10 protein-coding genes are annotated in these 17,299 nt (G+C 67.1%); 3 read left to right on the top strand and 7 right to left on the bottom strand.

From position 1 onward, the window contains the following. Positions 1 to 6 precede the first annotated feature (6 nt). Positions 7 to 690, top strand: a complete 684-nt coding sequence (locus ACXR2T_RS13405; RefSeq protein WP_458838540.1) for a GntR family transcriptional regulator — start codon at positions 7 to 9, stop codon at positions 688 to 690. Positions 691 to 845: 155 nt separating this feature from the next. Here the strand turns inward: ACXR2T_RS13405 and ACXR2T_RS13400 are convergent, their stop codons facing one another. From ACXR2T_RS13400 to ACXR2T_RS13370, 7 genes are all read right to left on the bottom strand, one after another. Next, a complete protein-coding gene (locus ACXR2T_RS13400) occupies positions 846 to 2,351 on the bottom strand; it encodes an NAD-dependent succinate-semialdehyde dehydrogenase (protein WP_458838541.1) in 1,506 nt (501 codons plus the stop codon). Continuing rightward, positions 2,348 to 3,676 carry an aminotransferase class III-fold pyridoxal phosphate-dependent enzyme gene (locus ACXR2T_RS13395; RefSeq protein ID WP_458838542.1) on the bottom strand — a complete coding sequence of 443 codons (1,329 nt, stop codon included), beginning with the start codon at positions 3,674 to 3,676 and terminating at the stop codon, positions 2,348 to 2,350. The genes ACXR2T_RS13400 and ACXR2T_RS13395 overlap by 4 nt, the downstream gene beginning before the upstream one ends. Before the next feature lie 213 nt (positions 3,677 to 3,889). Next, the gene (rpsN, locus tag ACXR2T_RS13390; protein WP_458813461.1) at positions 3,890 to 4,195 is read right to left on the bottom strand and encodes a 30S ribosomal protein S14; all 306 of its coding nucleotides are present in this window, start codon (positions 4,193 to 4,195) and stop codon (positions 3,890 to 3,892) included. 2 nt (positions 4,196 to 4,197) lie between these two features. After that, positions 4,198 to 4,365: a 50S ribosomal protein L33 gene (gene rpmG / locus ACXR2T_RS13385; RefSeq protein WP_017792805.1), complete on the bottom strand. Its 168-nt coding sequence runs from the start codon at positions 4,363 to 4,365 to the stop codon at positions 4,198 to 4,200. A 1-nt stretch (position 4,366) separates the two neighbouring features. Continuing rightward, entirely contained in the window at positions 4,367 to 4,603 is a 237-nt protein-coding gene (gene rpmB / locus ACXR2T_RS13380) for a 50S ribosomal protein L28 (RefSeq protein WP_458813464.1), read from the bottom strand. A 186-nt stretch (positions 4,604 to 4,789) separates the two neighbouring features. After that, the gene (locus ACXR2T_RS13375; RefSeq protein ID WP_458838543.1) at positions 4,790 to 10,219 is read right to left on the bottom strand and encodes a type VII secretion EssC family protein; all 5,430 of its coding nucleotides are present in this window, start codon (positions 10,217 to 10,219) and stop codon (positions 4,790 to 4,792) included. A 509-nt stretch (positions 10,220 to 10,728) separates the two neighbouring features. Next, positions 10,729 to 12,009 (bottom strand): dicarboxylate/amino acid:cation symporter, encoded by a 1,281-nt coding sequence (locus tag ACXR2T_RS13370; protein WP_458838544.1) that lies wholly within the window; start codon positions 12,007 to 12,009, stop codon positions 10,729 to 10,731. Between the two features lie 179 nt (positions 12,010 to 12,188). On the opposite strand from ACXR2T_RS13370, the gene ACXR2T_RS13365 reads away from it, so the two are divergent. Beyond that, complete coding sequence (locus ACXR2T_RS13365) at positions 12,189 to 12,965, top strand: SGNH/GDSL hydrolase family protein (RefSeq protein ID WP_458838551.1); 777 nt, start codon at positions 12,189 to 12,191, stop codon at positions 12,963 to 12,965. 161 nt (positions 12,966 to 13,126) lie between these two features. Continuing rightward, positions 13,127 to 16,840 carry an efflux RND transporter permease subunit gene (locus tag ACXR2T_RS13360; RefSeq protein ID WP_458838545.1) on the top strand — a complete coding sequence of 1,238 codons (3,714 nt, stop codon included), beginning with the start codon at positions 13,127 to 13,129 and terminating at the stop codon, positions 16,838 to 16,840. Positions 16,841 to 17,299: the final 459 nt, after the last annotated feature.

The raw sequence follows: 17,299 nt of genomic DNA, 5'->3' as shown, positions 1-17,299 counted from the left end.
GCCACTATGACGCATCCGCTCGATGAACCACTCCACCGAAAGAGCGCGGCCGAACTCGTTTCAGACCGCCTCATGCAGCTCATCGTGGCGGGCGTGCTCGAGGCGGGTGAGCCCCTTCGTGAGACACAGCTCGCCGAGCGGCTCGGCATCTCGCGCAACTCGCTACGTGAGGGGATCCGGCTCCTTGAGCGCAGTCGCCTCGTGAAGTACGAGATGCACCGCGGGGCGATTGTGAGCGATCCCTCACTGGCAGATCTCGACGACCTTTACCGCACCAGACGGCACCTTGAGACAGCAGCGGTTCGCGCGGCACCAACCGAGGGTGGTCTCAACCAACTGCGTCGGGCGTGGGAGCACCTTGAGGCGTCGACGAGCGTGCCCGCAGCCGAGCCAATTGTGGCGGCGGATCTCGCGCTGCACCAGGCGATCGTGGGGCTGTTGGACTCTGAGCGCATCTCGGCGTTCTACGCGTCGATCTGCAAGGAGCTGGTGTTTTACTTCTCGGTGCTCTCGCACGCAGACGAAGAATACCGGTACCCGCAAACACCGATCGTCGACCGGCACCGCGAGATCGTCGAGGCGATCCTGGAGCGGCGCGTGGCCGATGCCGAGCGGCTCACACTGCAACACATTGACGAGAACCAGGCTCGCCTCACCGACATTCTGCGCGCGCGAGCCGCGGCCGCGTAGCGTTCGGCTGCGCCAGCGCGCGGCGAAAGTAAAATATGCGCGACTACTTCCGTTTCTGGGCCAGTCTTAAACGGAAGTAGTCGCGCATATTTTTTGTACACGGGGGCTGGTCGCCGACGATTGACCCGAATCAGGCCCGCCTTGCACGCGCGCAACTAGCTCGTGGCACGGCGCGCGATGTTGTAGAAGCGCACCTCTTGGTACTCCTCGAGGCCTTCACCGCTACCCTCACGGCCAAGGCCCGACTGTTTCACTCCCCCAAACGGCGCGGCCACGTTTGACGGCACACCGTTATTGATACCGACGAGGCCCGTCTCGAGTGCGTCTGCGACGTTCAGCGCGCGATCCAGGTTCTCGGTGAACACGTACCCGGCAAGCCCAAACGGGGTGTCGTTGGCTCGCTCGATCACTTCTGCTTCGCTGCTGAACCGGCTGATCGCTGCGATCGGGCCGAAGATCTCTGTCGTCGCGATCTCGGCGTCTGCGGGGACACGGTCGAGCACTGTGCCCTCGAAGAAATAGCCCGCGCCAGCGGGTGCGCGACCGCCCACGCGAAGCTCGGCCCCGTGTGCCGTCGCGTCTTCGACGAGACCCGAGAGCCGATCGACCGCCCGCCTGTCAACCATCGGGCCCAAGTCTGCGCCGTCGGCGATCGCATTACCGAGCCGCACCTTGCGCATCTTTTCGCTGAATGCCTCGACGAAGGCGTCGGCGATGCCGTCTTGCACGAAGATGCGGTTCGCAGCCACGCACGACTGACCGCCGTTACGCAGCTTCGCGAGCATCGCCCCGTCGACGGCGCGCTCGAGATCCGCGTCATCAAACACGATGAGCGGGGCATTGCCGCCCAGCTCCATCGAACTCTTGACGATATTTTTGGCCGCCAGCTGCATCAGCGTGCTGCCCACTCCCGTCGATCCGGTGAATGACACTTTGCGCACCCGGGGGTCGCTCAGCACCGCCTCACTGAACCCGGCCGAGTCACGGGTCGTGACGACCCGCATGAGCTCGCGCGGCACACCTGCCTCGGCCATCAACTCCACGGTGAGCAGGGTGGTGAGCGGGGTGAGGCCCGCGGGCTTGATCACAGAGCCGCAGCCCGCCGCGAGCGCAGGCGCGATCTTCCGCGTGATCATTGCCATCGGAAAGTTCCACGGTGCGATCAGCACCGCGGTGCCCACGGGCGCCCGCCGGGTGAGGATCAGTGATCCGCCCGCGGGGTTCTCGCGGTAGCCGCCCGACGGCCGCAGCAGCTCGTCGGCGTACCACCGCACATAGTCGGCGGCGTACTGCACCTCGCCCAGTGCTTCGGGCAGCGTCTTGCCCATCTCGCGGCTGATGACGTAGGCGAGCCGGTCGCGGTTAGAAAGCAGCACTTCGTATACGTTGCGCAGCGTGTCTGAGCGGTGACGCGGTGTCGTTTTCGCCCAGGCCTTGCCCGCCTCGTCTGCGATGGTCAGCTCTTCGATGGCCTGCGCGGGCGTGAGGCTCGGCAGCGTCGCGATGCGCTGCTCGGTCGACGGATCGAGCACGGCGAACTCAGCATCACGCGGATCGTGATTTGCGTGCGCGGGTAGGCTCGCGAGCGCCGCATTTGAGGCGTCGAGCCGTGACGGGGTGGGCTGCGCGATGGTCGCTGTCGCGGTACTTGCGGCGGTCATGCCGTTGCCTCTTCGAACGCCTTGTGCAAGATGTGCAGCGCCTCGTCGACAAGGTCAAACGAGATGTTGATTGCGGGGAGCAGACGCAGCACATGGCCGTCGCTTCCCCCGCCAAGAACGAGGAGACCGCGGGAGGCAGCCGCTGCGCTCACCCTCTTATAGAGTTCGGCGTTCGGCGAACCGCTGGCGTTCACGAGCTCAATACCGTGCAGTGCGCCCATGCCGCGCACGTCGCCGATCTGGGGGAACTGCTTCTGGAGATCTCGCACCCCGGCTTGAATGCGCTCGCCCACCTCGGCGGTGTGCTCCATCGTTCCGGGCGTTTCAAGCTGATCGATCACCTGCACGGCCGCAGCGCACGCGACCGGGTTGCCGCTGAACGTGCCACTTAGGCCGCCAGGCAGCATGCCGTCCATGATCTCGGCCCTACCCGTGACGGCCGAGAGCGGAAAGCCCGAGCCGATCGCCTTTGCTGTCACGACGAGGTCGGGCACAAACCCGAAGTGTTCGCTGGCGAACAGTTTGCCAGTGCGCCCGAGGCCCGTCTGAATCTCATCGGCGACGACTACGATGCCGTTGTCACGGCACCACGCCTGCAGTGTTTCAAGGTAGCCCTCTGCCGGGACGATGATGCCGCCCTCACCCTGAATCGGTTCGATGAGCAGGCAAGCCAGGTTCTCTGCTCCCGAGATTTTCTCGAGGTGTGCGATCGCCGCCCTTGCCGCGGCAACACCGTCCGCGCCGTCCCTAAATGGGTACGAGTTTGCAGCGCGGTAGATCTCGCCGGGGCGTGGCCCTGCGCCCGAGGCGTAGGGCACCGCCTTGTAGTTGAGACCAAGGGTGAGGCTTGTGCGCCCATGGTACGCGTGATCAACCACGGCGATTCCGTTGCGACGGGTGTAGGCGCGAGCAATCTTCATCGCATTTTCGATGGCTTCGGCTCCGGTCGAGCTGAGCACAGTTTTCTTCGCGAAATCACCGGGGGTGATGGCGTTGAGCCGCTTTGAAACTTCGACGTAACCCTCGTATGGCGTCACGGAGAACAACGTGTGTGTGAACTTGTGAGCTTGCTCGACCGCGGCGTTGATCGCAAGCTCGTTGCCGTGGCCGAGCGAGGTGACCCCGATACCCGAACCGAAGTCAATGAACTCGTTGCCATCTACGTCCGTGAGCACTGAGCCGTTTGCCGACGCGATATATACAGGCAGCGCTGGCGCCACGGCATCAGACACATGGGCGGCTTTTTGTGCGGTGAGCTCGCGCGAGCGCGGGCCGGGCACCTCGGTTTTTGCGCGCACGGGGAAAGCGGTAGCTGTGGCGGTCATGGTTCACTCCTTGTCTCCATTAACAGGCTTTAGTTGGACTGTACCATTGTCCTACAATTATTTCACGCAAGATTTTGTCTTCCCTCTTGCCCCGACCCTTGCCCGCGCGCTTCGGTGCGGGCGGGCGGGCGGGCTTACCCGAACACAGAACCCGCGGGTAAACAAAAACGGCCGCGGATCCCGAAGGATCCGCGGCCGCATTAAAGCTCGTGCTTACCAGCTCGACTTGGTGATGCCGGGCAGCTCGCCACGGTGTGCCATGTCGCGGAAGCGAACACGCGAAACGCCGTACTTCGACAGCACGCCACGGGGGCGGCCATCGATGACGTCGCGGCTGCGCACGCGCACCGGCGATGCGTTGCGGGGCAGCTTCTGGAGGCCAACGCGTGCGGCCTCGCGGCTCTCGTCGGTCCCGTTGGGATCGATGAGGGCCTTCTTCAGTTCGAGGCGCTTCGCGGCGTAACGCTCAACGATGACCTGACGCTGCTTGTTCTTCGCAATCATGCTCTTCTTAGCCATGTTTAGCGCTCCTCTCGGAAATCTACGTGCTTGCGCACAACCGGATCGTACTTCTTGAGCACGAGGCGGTCGGGGGTGTTACGACGGTTCTTGCGGGTCACGTAAGTGAACCCGGTGCCAGCCGTCGACTTGAGCTTGATGATCGGACGTACGTCCTTATCCTTAGCCATATTAGAACTTCACCCCACGCTTCTGAAGGTCAGCAATAACCGACTCGATGCCACGGGCATCGATCACCTTGATGCCCTTAACCGACAGGGTGAGCGTCACCTTGCGGCCAAGTGAAGGCACGAAGTAGGTCTTCTTCTGGATGTTCGGATCGAACCGACGCTTGGTGCGACGGTGCGAGTGTGAAATGTTGTGACCAAAGCCGGGAACGGCGCCGGTCACCTGGCACACTGCTGCCATGGTGTTTCCTCTCATACCGTGAGACCGGACGGCCTCACCCAAGATTTCTTGTCTGCCAGAGCGCCCGGGCCGAGAAAGCCTCGGTCAAGAATCGCTCCTGCGGTCTGCGCACTGGGACGGCGCACAGCCAAGGGTCAAGCTTAGATCATGCTCGCGACACGCGCAAGCTCGATCTGCAGATTATTCTCACGTGAGCGCCACGTGCACTGGAGTGACACGACCGCGTTCGATCGCGAACCCGCGCCCCCGCGCAAAGTTTGCTCTCTTCACACGGCCGAGGTTCTCACGAAACGGGCTCTGACTCTCGGTCTCGTCGGGCTGCAGCGCGAGCCCCCAGGTCGGCTGCTTTAGCGCCGCGAACAGATCCCAGATCGCGCTGCCTGTGCCCTGCTCAAACTCAAACAGCACGAGCGCATCGGCTCGGCGGGCCGCTTTGGCGAGCGCCACCAGCTCGTTAAGGGCCGTCGTTCCCTCGGCATCGGCAGGCCGCTCGACCACGATCACGGTGCGCGGCTCGGCGGGTCGCCCCGCGGCGCGCTCGCCGGCTGCGCGCTCGGCGGGCCCAGCGCGTTGCTCCCTGCTTTGGCGCGCATCACAAGCTGCTTGCTCCGGATCAGCGCCCGCCCGGTCTCCCGCGCCCCTCACGGGCGCGTGACCGCCAGGAGCGGCGCTGACTAAACCGGAACCGGCGGGCGCTGAGCCAATGGGCACCGAGCCAACGGACACCGAGCCAACGGGCACGGAGCCGACCGGCGACGCCCAGGCCCCCGCGAGTCCCCTTGCCTGCGGCGGCTTGCCACCCAGTTCGATCGTGAGGGCTCGTGCAAGCTCGCGCACCTCGTCTTCGCCGCACGCCACGTCATTCCACGGGTAACCGTTTGGGCTCGTTTGCGCGGCCTTATGCGCACCACTGCCGCCACTGCCACCACTGCCACCACGATCACGGCGTTCAGCAAACGTCAGCAGCACGCACCGCACCGTCTCGCCGCGGGCCCCTGCCCAGCGCGAGTACGCCACTACACAGGTCGTTGCCGCCGTCGTGACACCCGCGCCCGAGGGCCCCGCGATCACGCCGAGCCCGGCGACAGGCAGCCCGACCGGTGCAAACCCTGCCGCGACACCGGGCACACCGGGTTCACCGGGCGCACCCGGTGTACCCGCTGTACCCGCTGTACCCGCTGCACCCGCTACACCCGCTGCACCCGGTGCACCCGCTGCACCCGCAACGTTTACAGTGGCCGCGGCGCCCCCAACGCCCACAACTCCACAGCTCAGCGCCACCGATCCGGCGGGTTCCACACCAGGCTCTTCGGTGCTGATGCCGTACACCGGTCGGCCAGCCGCTTCGACGGGGAGATCGCGAAGCGGCACGCGATCCGGAGCGTTGCGCAGCTCAGGCACGCGAGGCACACCGGCCGCTTGCAGCTGGGCAGCGAGGCGCTCGACCGCGCGCGTCTGGGAGCGCAGGTCTGGCGCACCGCCCGCGATGGCGAACTGAAGCTCGATGGGTGCGGCCGCGCCGCCCGACGCGCGCTTGGCGGCGTTCGCGAGCACCGCGCGCCCCGGCGCGGCACCTTCGAGCACGTCGGCGGGCACGCTGAAACTCGCATAATCGTGTGGGTTTGCGAGCCGCAGCACGAACTGCTGCTGCACGCTTGCGGCGAGCGCCGCGGGCATCGCTCCGGGCCGATCGGCGGTGACGACGACGTGCACTCCGGCGGCGCGGCCAGTCGTCATGATTTCGGTGAGCTGCTGCAGCTGCGCGATGGGCCCGCCGAGCGCTTCTGCGGCCTGGCGCAGCGCCGCGAACCCGTCGATGAGCAGCACGATACGCGGTTCGTTCGTGCCCGCTGACGTCGCACGGTAAGCGGCTAGCCCGCTGCAACGAGCCGCCGCATACCGGTTCGCGCGCTCGGTGAGGCGGGCGAGCACCCGCTGCAGCACGCGCCCCACCAGCTCGGTGTCGGCGAGCTGCGCGACGGTGCTGACGCTGGGAAGGCTCCGCAGAGCGTCGAGCGCCCCGCCCCCGGCATCGATCGCGTACAGCTCGACGGGGTGGCGGGCGGAGTGCTGGTGGGCAGAGTGCTGATGGGCAGAGTGCTGCGACAGCGCGGCCGCGAGCGTAATGAGCGCGCTTGTTTTGCCCGCACCACTCGCGCCATAAACGGCTACATTGCCCACTTGTTCGAGGTCGATCATCACGGGGCGCTGGGCTTGCTGCTCGGGCAGATCGGCGACCCCCACGGCGACGGCGTCGGTGCGTCCCTGCGCATCAGTACTGGGTTGTGCACTGGCGCCGGGCTGTGCGGTGGCGCTGTGCGGGGCGCCGCCGAACATCGCACCGACCGACCCCGAGGTATCTGCGGCGGCGTGCGTGCCACGACGTGGGGTGCCTGGTCGCAGTTGTGCAAGGTCGAGCAGGTCTGGGAGTACGTCGAGCCAGGGCTTGCGGGGCGAGTGCACGTCGGCGAGACGCGCTGCCTCGACGATGCCATCGCGTAGCCGTTCGATGTCGCGGGGCGGTTTGGGCGGTGCTGCCACTGAACCATCGTGCTGCGGCTGTGGTGTGGCCGACGAAAGCCCCGCTGCGTCTAATGCTGCAGGTAGCACCCACGGCGGGCCTTCACTAAACCCAAGCGTTCGCAGCTCGAGCGTGGGCGGTGTGGCGTCGTGCAGCTGGCGGCCGCCCAGGTACCCGGCCTGAAAGTGCGCGATACGCCCCGGCCCCACTTTGATCGCGCCGCGACCCGGCGTCTCTGCCCCAAAGAACGCTGCGTCTTTCACCCCAATCACGTCGCTGCTGTCGGCTTCGTCTGCCATGCGCAGCGCCACCCGCAGATTGGTGTTGGCGCGCAGGTTGTCTTTGATCACACCGGCGGGCCGCTGGGTCGCCAAGATCAGGTGTAGCCCCAGTGAGCGGCCGCGCTGCGCCACATCGACGACCCCGTCAACGAACTCGGGCACCTCACTCGCGAGGGCCGCGAACTCGTCGACGACGATCACCAGGGTGGGTGGTGCGGCCGGGTCGCTGCGCCGCTCCATCGTGGCGAGGTCTTTCGCGCCGTGCTCGGCGAGCAGCTCCTCGCGGTAGCGCAGTTCGGCGCGCAGTGAGGTGAGCGCGCGACGTACAAGGTGCGGGCTGAGGTCGGTGACGAGGCCCACCGTGTGCGGCAGGTCGACGCACTCGGCAAACGCGGCACCGCCCTTATAGTCGACCAAAAGAAAGGTGAGGCGATCCGGGCTCACGAGGGTCGCGAGGCTCATGATCCAGGTCTGTAGAAACTCAGACTTGCCCGCGCCGGTCGTGCCGCCGACGAGCGCGTGCGGGCCGTGCAGCCGGAGGTCGATCGTGGCGGGCCCGTCGGGGCCCTGGCCCACGGGCGCGGCGAGGGCAACCGGTTCGCGCTCGGTGCCGCGCTTCCAGGTCGCCGTGAGCGTGCCCTCCCAGGCGCGCACAATGGGGGCCGCGCCTGCGGTGAGATCGACGGGGTGCAGTTCACGCAGCGGCACCGCCCGCGGCAGGTCACTCTCGTCGAGGGCACGAGCCGCGGCGTCTTCGACGGGCGCGAGGGCGCGAGCGAGCCGCACGGCGACCGCCTCGTCGACATACTCGACGCTCGAGAGCGGCACGCGCACACGATCGCGCACGTATCCGACTTCGCTTCCGTTTGCTGCGGCGGTAGCTGTGGTCGCGGTCGCGGGCAACGCGACTTCGGGCGCCGTGGTCTCGAGGTCTACCGCTTCAGGTAGCGCAGATTCACGCAGCACGTCGGGCGCGGGCGCAGCTGCGCCGGCCGTCACGAACGTGCGGCATGCAGCGGGCAGGGCTGATTGCGCGCTCGCCACCCAGATCACGTGCACCCCCACTGCTGGCCCGTCTTCGGCGAGCCCTATCAGCCTCGCGGGCGGCGCAAACTCTGTAGTGAGCACGAGCACGACCACCACCGGCAGGGTGCGCACGTTGCTCCCGGGGCCCGCGCGCGGCCGCACGCCCGCACCCGCCGATCCGGCAGCAGCCCCAGAGCCAGCTGAACCAGGGCCAGCGGCCCCAGGGGCAGCGGCCCCAGGGGCAGCGGCCCGCCTCGATTCGATGAGCCCCTCGAGCGCGAGCAGCAGCCTGGTGCTTGACGCGGCGTCGTCGGCAAGCTGCCAGGCGGGCACCGGGCTCGTGACCGTATCGACGTGCGGCAGCCATTTGAGCCACTCCCAGGCCTGCGCGCCGCCTGCGGCCGCGGGGCCGGCGAAGCACGCGAGTACAAGCTCGGCGGGCGAGTGCAGCCCCGCGAGCTGCAGCACGAGCGAGCGTGCGAGGCCCGCTGCAAAGAGCGAGCGCCCGGCGACTCCGATCGCTCCGCAGGCGTCGAGCCGTTCGAGCGCCGGCACACCGTGCACCGACGCGAACTCGGCTTGCAGCGCCTGCACCGCCTCCCACGCCTCGTGCTCGCTGTCGCCGCGGTCGGGCAGGCTGAGCGCGGTGCGGCTGGGCAGCAGCCCCTCGCCAAACCGCACCTCACCAAACCCGTCGTGCTCGGGGCGTCTGGCCCACAACAGGCCCGACCGATCTCCGATCGCCGCTGCCACCTCGTCGAGCGTCGGAGTCTCTGCGCCGCGCACCGCTATCTCGCGGTCGCGCAGCCGCGTAAGCTCGGCGCGTTCGGCGGAGAGTGCCGCCCGAAACTCTGTGCCCTCGCGTCTTCGCTTGCGCCTCGCGCCGAAGCGCCCATCAACCCACGACCCGATCATCATGACGGGCGAAAACGCCATCATCATGAGACTCATCGGCGACCGGGTGACCGCGAACAACACGCCGCCCATGATCGCGGGCGCGAGCATCGCCAGCATCGGAATGCGCGCGGGCGGTGCCGGGGCAGGGGGTGCAGGGAGCTGGCGAGTGCTCTCTGAAAACTCCGGATCAACCCGCGGTGATCGCATATGCAGTACGTGGTGCGGGGACTCGTGCGGGGTGGCCGAGCGTAGTGCGGCGGCTGTCGTTTCACCGCCCGGTGGGCCCGGCGTGAACCTCAAAAGCACACCGCCGAGCTCGAAGTCGGTGACTCCGTGCAGTGCTGAACCATCTGACCCGGCCGCAGCCACGGTCACAGTGGTGCCGTTGGCTGACCCGAGGTCTCGTAGCTCGCCCTCGCCTGACGGTGCCACGGTGAGGAGCGCGTGCCGCCGCGACACGCTCTTGTCTGCGATGAAGACGCGCGCGGCCTGGTCGCGGCCGAGCAGGTTGGGCCCCGGCACGAGGCTGTAGAGCGCCCCCGCTTGGGCTCCGCTGAGCACCTCGACGTACCCCGCTGGCTCGACCACGCGCGCGGTCGCGCGGTCGCCAAACTCGGCGACCGGTTCGATCGTCCACCCCGATTGCAGCCCCGACCCTATGATGGGCGACCCCGGATCAAGGAGTACCGGCGCTTCATCTTCAGTGCCGTACCCCCGCACGGTGACCGGGCGCAACCGGTCCCCCGCTACGCGCACAAGCAGCGGGTCGGCAGCAAAACCAGCGCCGATGAGCGCGCGTGCGAGGTCTGCCACGGTCGACGTGACGTCACACGAGAGCGTGACGTCGTGCGTGCCGCCGCCCGGCACCCGCAGCGCGACCCGTAGTTTCATGACGACTCGAATCCCGGCTGCGGGAGCCGCGTCGCGAGCGTCTCTCGCGCCGTGCGCGTCTTAAGTTCTGACACCATACGCCGACGGTAACCCGCCATCGGCCGCCACGGTGCTGTCGCACACAATCTGTGCATAAGTGTGGCCGAGGAGGCAAAAACGCCCCCTGTGGACGACGAGTCCCCGAACGGGCGCCAAGACATCGTGTGGCCAAAAGTGGGTGTTATCAGGACCGATAACACCCACTTTTGGCCGCACGCCGACATCCTATGACAGACCGCAACACCCAGCCTCGGTGGTGATCACACAGAAAGTTGACGTCAATGCAATCCCTGGATTCTGCGACTCCTCCGTCGCGCAGAATGACAAGGGCCCTACCGACGCGACAGAATGACAAGAACACTAGCGGCGCGACAGCACGGCCCGAACCCTACCGGCGCGACAGCACGGCCCGAACACTAGCGGCGCGACAGCACGGCCCGAACACTACCGGCGCGGCAGCGCGGCAGCGACTACAGCAGTGAGTGCTTCTCGCCCGCCGCGCCGGGCAGCCCCTCGACGTCTTCGTCAGACTCGCTCTGCGCCTGCGCACCCAAGTGCCCGCGGGTCAGCTTGTGCATGATCATCGCGATCGCGCCGTCACCCGTCACGTTCGTCGCGGTGCCAAAGCTGTCGAGCGCAATGTACGCCGCAAACATGAGGCCGATCTCGACCTCGCCGAACCCGAGCATCTGCACGAGCAGCCCGGCCGCCGCCGCGATCGCACCGCCGGGCACACCGGGCGCCGCGATCATCATCACACCGAGCATCAGAGTAAACGGCAGGTACGACCCAAATGACACGTCGCCGCCGGTCAAAAGCAGCACCGCAATCGAGAAGCAGGTGATCTTCACCATTGAACCCGACAGGTGAATCGTCGCGCACAGCGGCACCACAAAGCCGGCGACCGAGTCGGCCACACCGTTCTTCTTCGTCGACTCGAGCGTCACCGGAATCGTGGCCGCCGACGACGAGGTACCGAGCGCCGTGAAGTAGGCGTCGCGCATGTTCCACAGCGCCTTCACCGGGTTCTTGCCGTTGATCGCTCCGGCCACAGTGAACTGCGCGAGCAGTACCACCAGCGTGAGCGCGAACGACACCACCACCACGAGCAAGAACTTCGAGACGACCGTCATCGCCGCCCCGCTCGCCGACAGATCCATGAAAATGCCAAAGATGAACAGCGGCAACGCGGGCACAATGATGCGCTTGATCAGCGACTCAATGATGGTGCGAAACTCGACCGCACCACGAAAGATGACGCGGCTGTGAAACGCGGTGAGCCCAATGCCCACCACAAACGCCAACACGAGGGCGCTCATCACGTCGATCACGGGAGGCAACACGATCTCGGTCGCCGAGCCCGCGGCACTCGAAGTGACGGTCAGGTAGGGGGTAAACCCTGATCCGGAGCCGTCTTCGAGGGACTCGAGCCCGCCGCCGCCCAGCGCCGGAGTGAACAGCCAGCGGCTCACGACGTACGCGAGCAGGCCCGCGACGATCGTGGAGCCGTACGCGAGACCCGCGGTGAGGCCGAGCCACTTGCCGGCGCCCTTGCCGAGCTCGGCGATCGCGGGGGTGACGAGGCCCAGAATGATGAGCGGCACCGCGAAGCCCAAGAAGCCCGAGAAGATCGAGTTGTACGTCAGAAACACGCTGCCGAGCCACGCGGGCATGACGGGGCCGGTGAGAATTCCGAGGACGATCGCGATGACGATCCAGGCGAGCAGCGGCAGGGCGCGCAAGAGTTTCATGAGGTTCCTTGTGTCGAGCGACTCGCGTGACCGCGGGGTCTGGTCGTTGCAGCCGCACGAAAACGCACTCCCTTGTGGAGAGTCTCACGCCATAGTAGGCGATGCTGCGCGGGCCCGGGGCATGCGCGGCGTAGGCTGGAGCGGTGAGCGAGCATCTGGGCGAAAATCTGGGCGAGAATCTGGGCAGAGACCTGAGCAAGGCGCGCATTCGTTACGTCGCGATAGGCGACAGCTTTACCGAGGGCGTCGGCGACGAGCAGCCCGGAGGCCTCGTGCGCGGCTGGGCCGACCTCGTCGCGCAGGGCATTGCCGACTCGGTGGGCGAGCCGATCGCGTACGCCAACCTGGCCATTCGCGGGCGCCTCCTCGCCCCGATCATCGCCCAGCAGCTCGAGCCCGCGCTCGCGCTCGGCCCCACGCTCGTGAGCTTCAACGGCGGTGGCAACGACATGCTACGCCCAGGCACTGACATGCCCTGGATCATCGCTGAATCAGAGCGCGCGCTGCGCCGGATCGCCGCCTCGGGGGCATCCCCGCTCTTGATTGCGGGCGCCAACCCGACCGCGGGGCTGCCGCGCGGCGAGGGCGTGCGCGCGAAGGGCGACCAGCTGACGGTCGCCGCGGGCGAGCTCGCGGCGTCGCTCGGCATCGACTTCTGTGACAACTGGAGTGACCCGGTGCTCGCGCGCCGCGAATACTGGTCACCGGATCGGTTACACCTTGCGCCCGTGGGCCACCACCGCGTGGCCGCCAACGTGCTGCGGTCACTCGGGTATACGGTGCCCGCAGACTGGGTGCTCGATGCGGCGCCGGTCGCTGCACCGTCGCGGCGCGAGCAGGCGCGCTACGTGCGACAGCACGTGCTGCCGTGGATCGGGCGCAGACTCACGGGCCGCTCGAGCGGCGACGGCCGCACCGCCAAGCACCCCGCATGGGTAGAGGTCGCACCGCGGTAGTGCGTGTGCGTGGTGGCACGCGAGTAGTACCCAAATCTCATCCTGCGGGATGACGGCGGCGGTACCTGGGGACGACGCGCGGCGGCGAGCGCGCGGCCAAGCTTGAAAGCAGACCCCCGTGCGCCCTGACGGGGCCGGTTATTCGCTGCCCGAAAGGCCCCATGTCCTTCCTCACCCACGCCAGCCTCAAGAATCGACTCATTGTCGGCCTCGCCACCCTGGCGGTCGCCGTCATCGGCCTGTTCTCGATGGGCGCTTTGAAGCAAGAGCTCATGCCCACCATGCGTGCACCGATCGCGATGGTGACCGTGCAGTCGCAGGGGCTCGCACCCGAGGAAATGGCGCGCCTGGTGAGCGAGCCCGTCGAGCAGGCGCTGAGCGCCGTCACCGGGGTCACCACAGTCACCTCGAACACCGCTGGCGGCTACGCCTCGGTCATCGTGGAGTGGCCGTTTACCGCGGGTGAAGACGAAACCATGCGCGCGATTCGTGCCGCCGCCGATGGCGTGAAGCCGCTCTTGCCGAGCGGCTCGGAGCTCGCGTTTGTGGCGGGTGGCTCTGAAGGCGTCCCCTCCATGGTGTTGAGCGCTGGCACCACGGGCGACGAAGCCGCCTTCGGTGACAAGCTGCAGCAGACGGTCGTGCCCGCGCTGCAGTCCATCGCGGGTGTGCAAACCGTCGAGCTCGCCGGGCGCGAGGACGAGCGCATCATGGTTGATCTGCGCGACGCCGACGTGAAACGACTCGGGGTCGATGCTGCGCAGATCGCGCTCGTGCTTGAGGCTCACGGTGCCGCGCTTCCCGCCGGTCAGGCCCGCCAGGGCGGCGCTCCGGTTCCCGTGACGGTGGGCTCGGCCCTCGGTGCGGCCACCCCAGAAGAGGCGATTGAAGCGGTCGGCGGCTTGCCTGTCACGGGCAAGGACGGCGTTGTGCGCGTCTCAGACTTCGCCGACGTCACCCTCGAGCAGGTGCCCACCGACTCGATCTCACGCGTCAACGGTAAACCCGCCCTCACGCTGCAGATCATGCCCGCACAGGGTGCCAACGTGGTCGATATTTCACACGCCGTGAACGCTGAACTCGACCGGGTCGCCCCCACGCTCAAGGCCGAGTTCGTGGCCCTGTTTGATCAGGCGCCGTTCATTGAGCAGTCGATCCATGACCTGTCGGTTGAGGGTGGTCTCGGGCTGCTGTTTGCGGTGCTCGTCATTCTGGCATTTCTGGGGTCGTGGCGGTCAACGCTCATCGCGGCGGTCTCGATTCCGCTGTCTCTGCTCATCACCCTGATCGGGCTGTGGGTGAGCGAGAACACGCTCAACATTCTGACGCTCGGTGCGCTCACCATCGCGATCGGCCGCGTGGTCGACGACTCGATCGTGGTGATCGAGAACATTAGTCGGCGCCGCGGCGCAGGCCCACTCACCATCTCGGGTGTGGTCGCGTCGGTGCGGCAGGTGGCGGGCGCGATCACCGCGTCGACGCTCACCACCGTCGCCGTGTTTGCGCCGATCGCGTTTGTTTCGGGCGTTGCGGGTCAGCTGTTTCGTCCGTTCGCCGTCACCGTATCGATTGCGCTGCTCGCGTCGCTCGCAGTGGCGCTCACGATCGTGCCGGTGCTCGCGTTCTGGTTTATGCGCGGCGGCAAACCGCACACCGCCCCCACGCACCCCGCTTCCACGCACCCCGCCCCCACGCACGGCGGCCCCGAAGCCACCCTTGATCCGGAATCAGATCTTGCCGAGATTCACACCCAGCCTGACCGGCTGCAGCGGGCGATCATGCCGGCGCTCGGGGCGACCCGCAGGCACCCCGTCGTCACGATTATCACGTCGACGCTGATTCTCGTGGGCACCCTCGCGATGAGCGCGTTCATTCCGACCGACTTTCTCGGTTCGTCGGGCCAAGAGACCCTACAGGTCACGCAGGTACCCGGCGAGGACGCCTCGGGCAGTGACGCGCTTGTCGCGGCCGCCGAGCCGGTCGAGCAGGCCCTCGCGAAGGTGCCGGGAGTGCTTGATGTGATGACCTCGATTCCGTTGGGCGCCAGCACCGGCGGGCCCACCGAGATCAGCTACACAGTGCAGCTGGCAGACGATGCCGCAGTGGCGACGGTCGAGCCGGCCGTGCAGCGAGCGCTCGACAAGCTCAGTGATGCGGGCGAACTACGGTTGGCCTCGCAAGACGCGTTTGTCGACGGGGCGGGCGGCGGCATTTCGGTGCAGATCAGGGGCAGCGACCCGGCCGCACTGCGTGCCGCGAGCGACCTGCTCGAGAAGCAGCTCGCCGAGGCCGCGGGCGTGCAGTCGGTGAAGAGTGAACTGTCGGGTGAGCAGCCCGTCGTGCACGTGGAGCTCGACGAGGCGAAAGCGATGAAGCTCGGTTTCGACCGCGCGCAGGTCGCGGCCGCCGTCGCCGACGCGCTCGACGGTAAGACTGTCGGGCAGCTGATGTTCGAGGGCCAGGAGCGCATGATCGTGGTGCGCAACCCTGGCGCTGAGCGCAGCGCCGACAAGCTCGGCGAGATCCTGCTGCCCGTCACCCCGCAGCAGACCGCCGAGGCGCAAAAGCACGCGGGAGACTTGCTGCAAGAGCAGGCCGAGGCTGAGGCCGAGAACGCACGCCTCGAGGCGAACGCCACCCTCACTACCCAGTTGAACGAGGCTGCGACGGCACGCTCAGAACTCGTCACCCAGCTTGCGACGCTCACCGCGCAGCTCGACGCGCTCAGCAAGGCTCCCATTACGCCCGAGAAGCCGCGCACCCCTGAGGAGGACTCTGAGTCGCGTGCCGCCACCGAGCGCGCCGAGCAGCTCGCGGCTCTGCAGGGCGCGATAGCGGCTGCACAGGGCGGCATCGAGGGTCTCGACGAGCAGATGACGGCGTTGCGCGAGGCGCAGGGCGAGGCCGCGACTCAGCTCGCCAAACAGCAGCAGGCCGAGGCCGAGCAGCGGGCCGCGGTCGAGGTCACGGGCACCCCCATCGCGCTCTCTGACATCGCGACGGTGAGCGAGCAGCTCACCCCGCCGAGCATTTCGCGGGCCGACGGCGAGCGGCAGATCGCGCTCACGGTGACGCCCCGGGCTGGGCAGCTCAGCGCGGCGTCGGCCGCCGTCGACAAGGCGATCACCACGACCACGCTGCCCGCCGGTGTCACGTTTGAGCTCGGCGGTGTCTCGTCTGAGCAAGACGAGGCCTTCGCCCAGCTGGGCTTCGCGATGCTCGCAGCGATCATGCTCGTGCTGCTCGTGATGGTGGCAACCTTTCGCAGCTTTCGCGGCCCGCTCGTGCTGCTCATCTCGATCCCGTTCGCGGCGACCGGCGCAATCTTGGGGCTGCTCATCACGGGCACCCCGCTCGGCCTCCCTGCGCTCATCGGCCTGCTGATGCTGATCGGCATCGTCGTGACCAACGCGATTGTGTTGATGGACCTGATCAACCGGCTGCGCGCGAGCGGCGCGACCCTCGACGCCGCGGTCGAACACGGCACGCGCCTGCGGCTGCGGCCGATTCTGATGACCGCCGCGGCGACAATCTTCGCGCTGGTTCCCATGTCGCTGGGACTCACAGGCGGCGGTGTGTTTATCTCTAAGCCACTCGCGATCGTCGTGATCGGCGGCCTCATCTCATCGACGCTGCTCACTCTCGTGCTCGTGCCGGTGCTGTACACGCTCGTCGAGCGGCGCCGCGATCGCAAGCTCATCAAGCGGCGCGCACGCTCTGTGCGCCGGATCGCGCGCCGCGAGGAGCAGGCTGCCGCGAGGCGGGGCGAGGTACTCGGCGGGGAGCTGGGCGAGCTCGGCGCTCTCGGCGCTCTCGGTGGCCTCGGTGGGAAGCAGAGCGAGGCTCAGAGCGATGAGCAGGCGACCCTCACGTAAGTCTCGCGCGCACGAGCGACTTGCATGCGTGCCTTGCACGCACACAGGAGATCAGCGCTCCTGCAGGATCAAAACCGCGTTTTCGTCCTGCAGGAGCGCTGATCTCCTGCATGTGCGCAAACCAGGCCCGCACACACCACGCGCGAACTACCGAGCCCGAGCGTTAGACATAAAAGAACCCCGGAGGCTTCACCGCTCAAGTCGGGAGAGGCCAGATCCGGGGACTACGCACCCAGTGTAAGGCTTATGAGCGCAGAAGACGGCCTTCAGTTCGGGGCCCTAGAAGCCGCGATTTCTGTTGATCATTTGGGCGCTTACCTCGGCGAGGCAAGCGGTGATCGAGTGCTCGCGCGTGACCAATTACCGAGCCTGAGCTATTCTCATTATTGGTAGCGATTCCTGAGACACGGTTGGCGCACCACTTCGAAGAACCCACGCATAGTCGTGGGTTCTTGCGTT

The organism is Leucobacter faecis (assembly GCF_054456635.2).
This window is presented reverse-complemented; position numbering and strand designations above follow the sequence as displayed.

Bases quoted from the DNA above. Each gene is read 5' to 3' on its own strand.
- ACXR2T_RS13370 (WP_458838544.1), bottom strand. From the start codon at position 12,009: ATGAAACTCTTGCGCGCCCTGCCGCTGCTCGCCTGGATCGTCATCGCG.
- ACXR2T_RS13360 (WP_458838545.1), top strand. From the start codon at position 13,127: ATGTCCTTCCTCACCCACGCCAGCCTCAAGAATCGACTCATTGTCGGC.
- rpmG (WP_017792805.1), bottom strand. From the start codon at position 4,365: ATGGCTAAGGATAAGGACGTACGTCCGATCATCAAGCTCAAGTCGACG.
- rpmB (WP_458813464.1), bottom strand. From the start codon at position 4,603: ATGGCAGCAGTGTGCCAGGTGACCGGCGCCGTTCCCGGCTTTGGTCAC.
- rpsN (WP_458813461.1), bottom strand. From the start codon at position 4,195: ATGGCTAAGAAGAGCATGATTGCGAAGAACAAGCAGCGTCAGGTCATC.
- ACXR2T_RS13375 (WP_458838543.1), bottom strand. From the start codon at position 10,219: ATGAAACTACGGGTCGCGCTGCGGGTGCCGGGCGGCGGCACGCACGAC.
- ACXR2T_RS13405 (WP_458838540.1), top strand. From the start codon at position 7: ATGACGCATCCGCTCGATGAACCACTCCACCGAAAGAGCGCGGCCGAA.
- ACXR2T_RS13400 (WP_458838541.1), bottom strand. From the start codon at position 2,351: ATGACCGCCGCAAGTACCGCGACAGCGACCATCGCGCAGCCCACCCCG.
- ACXR2T_RS13395 (WP_458838542.1), bottom strand. From the start codon at position 3,676: ATGACCGCCACAGCTACCGCTTTCCCCGTGCGCGCAAAAACCGAGGTG.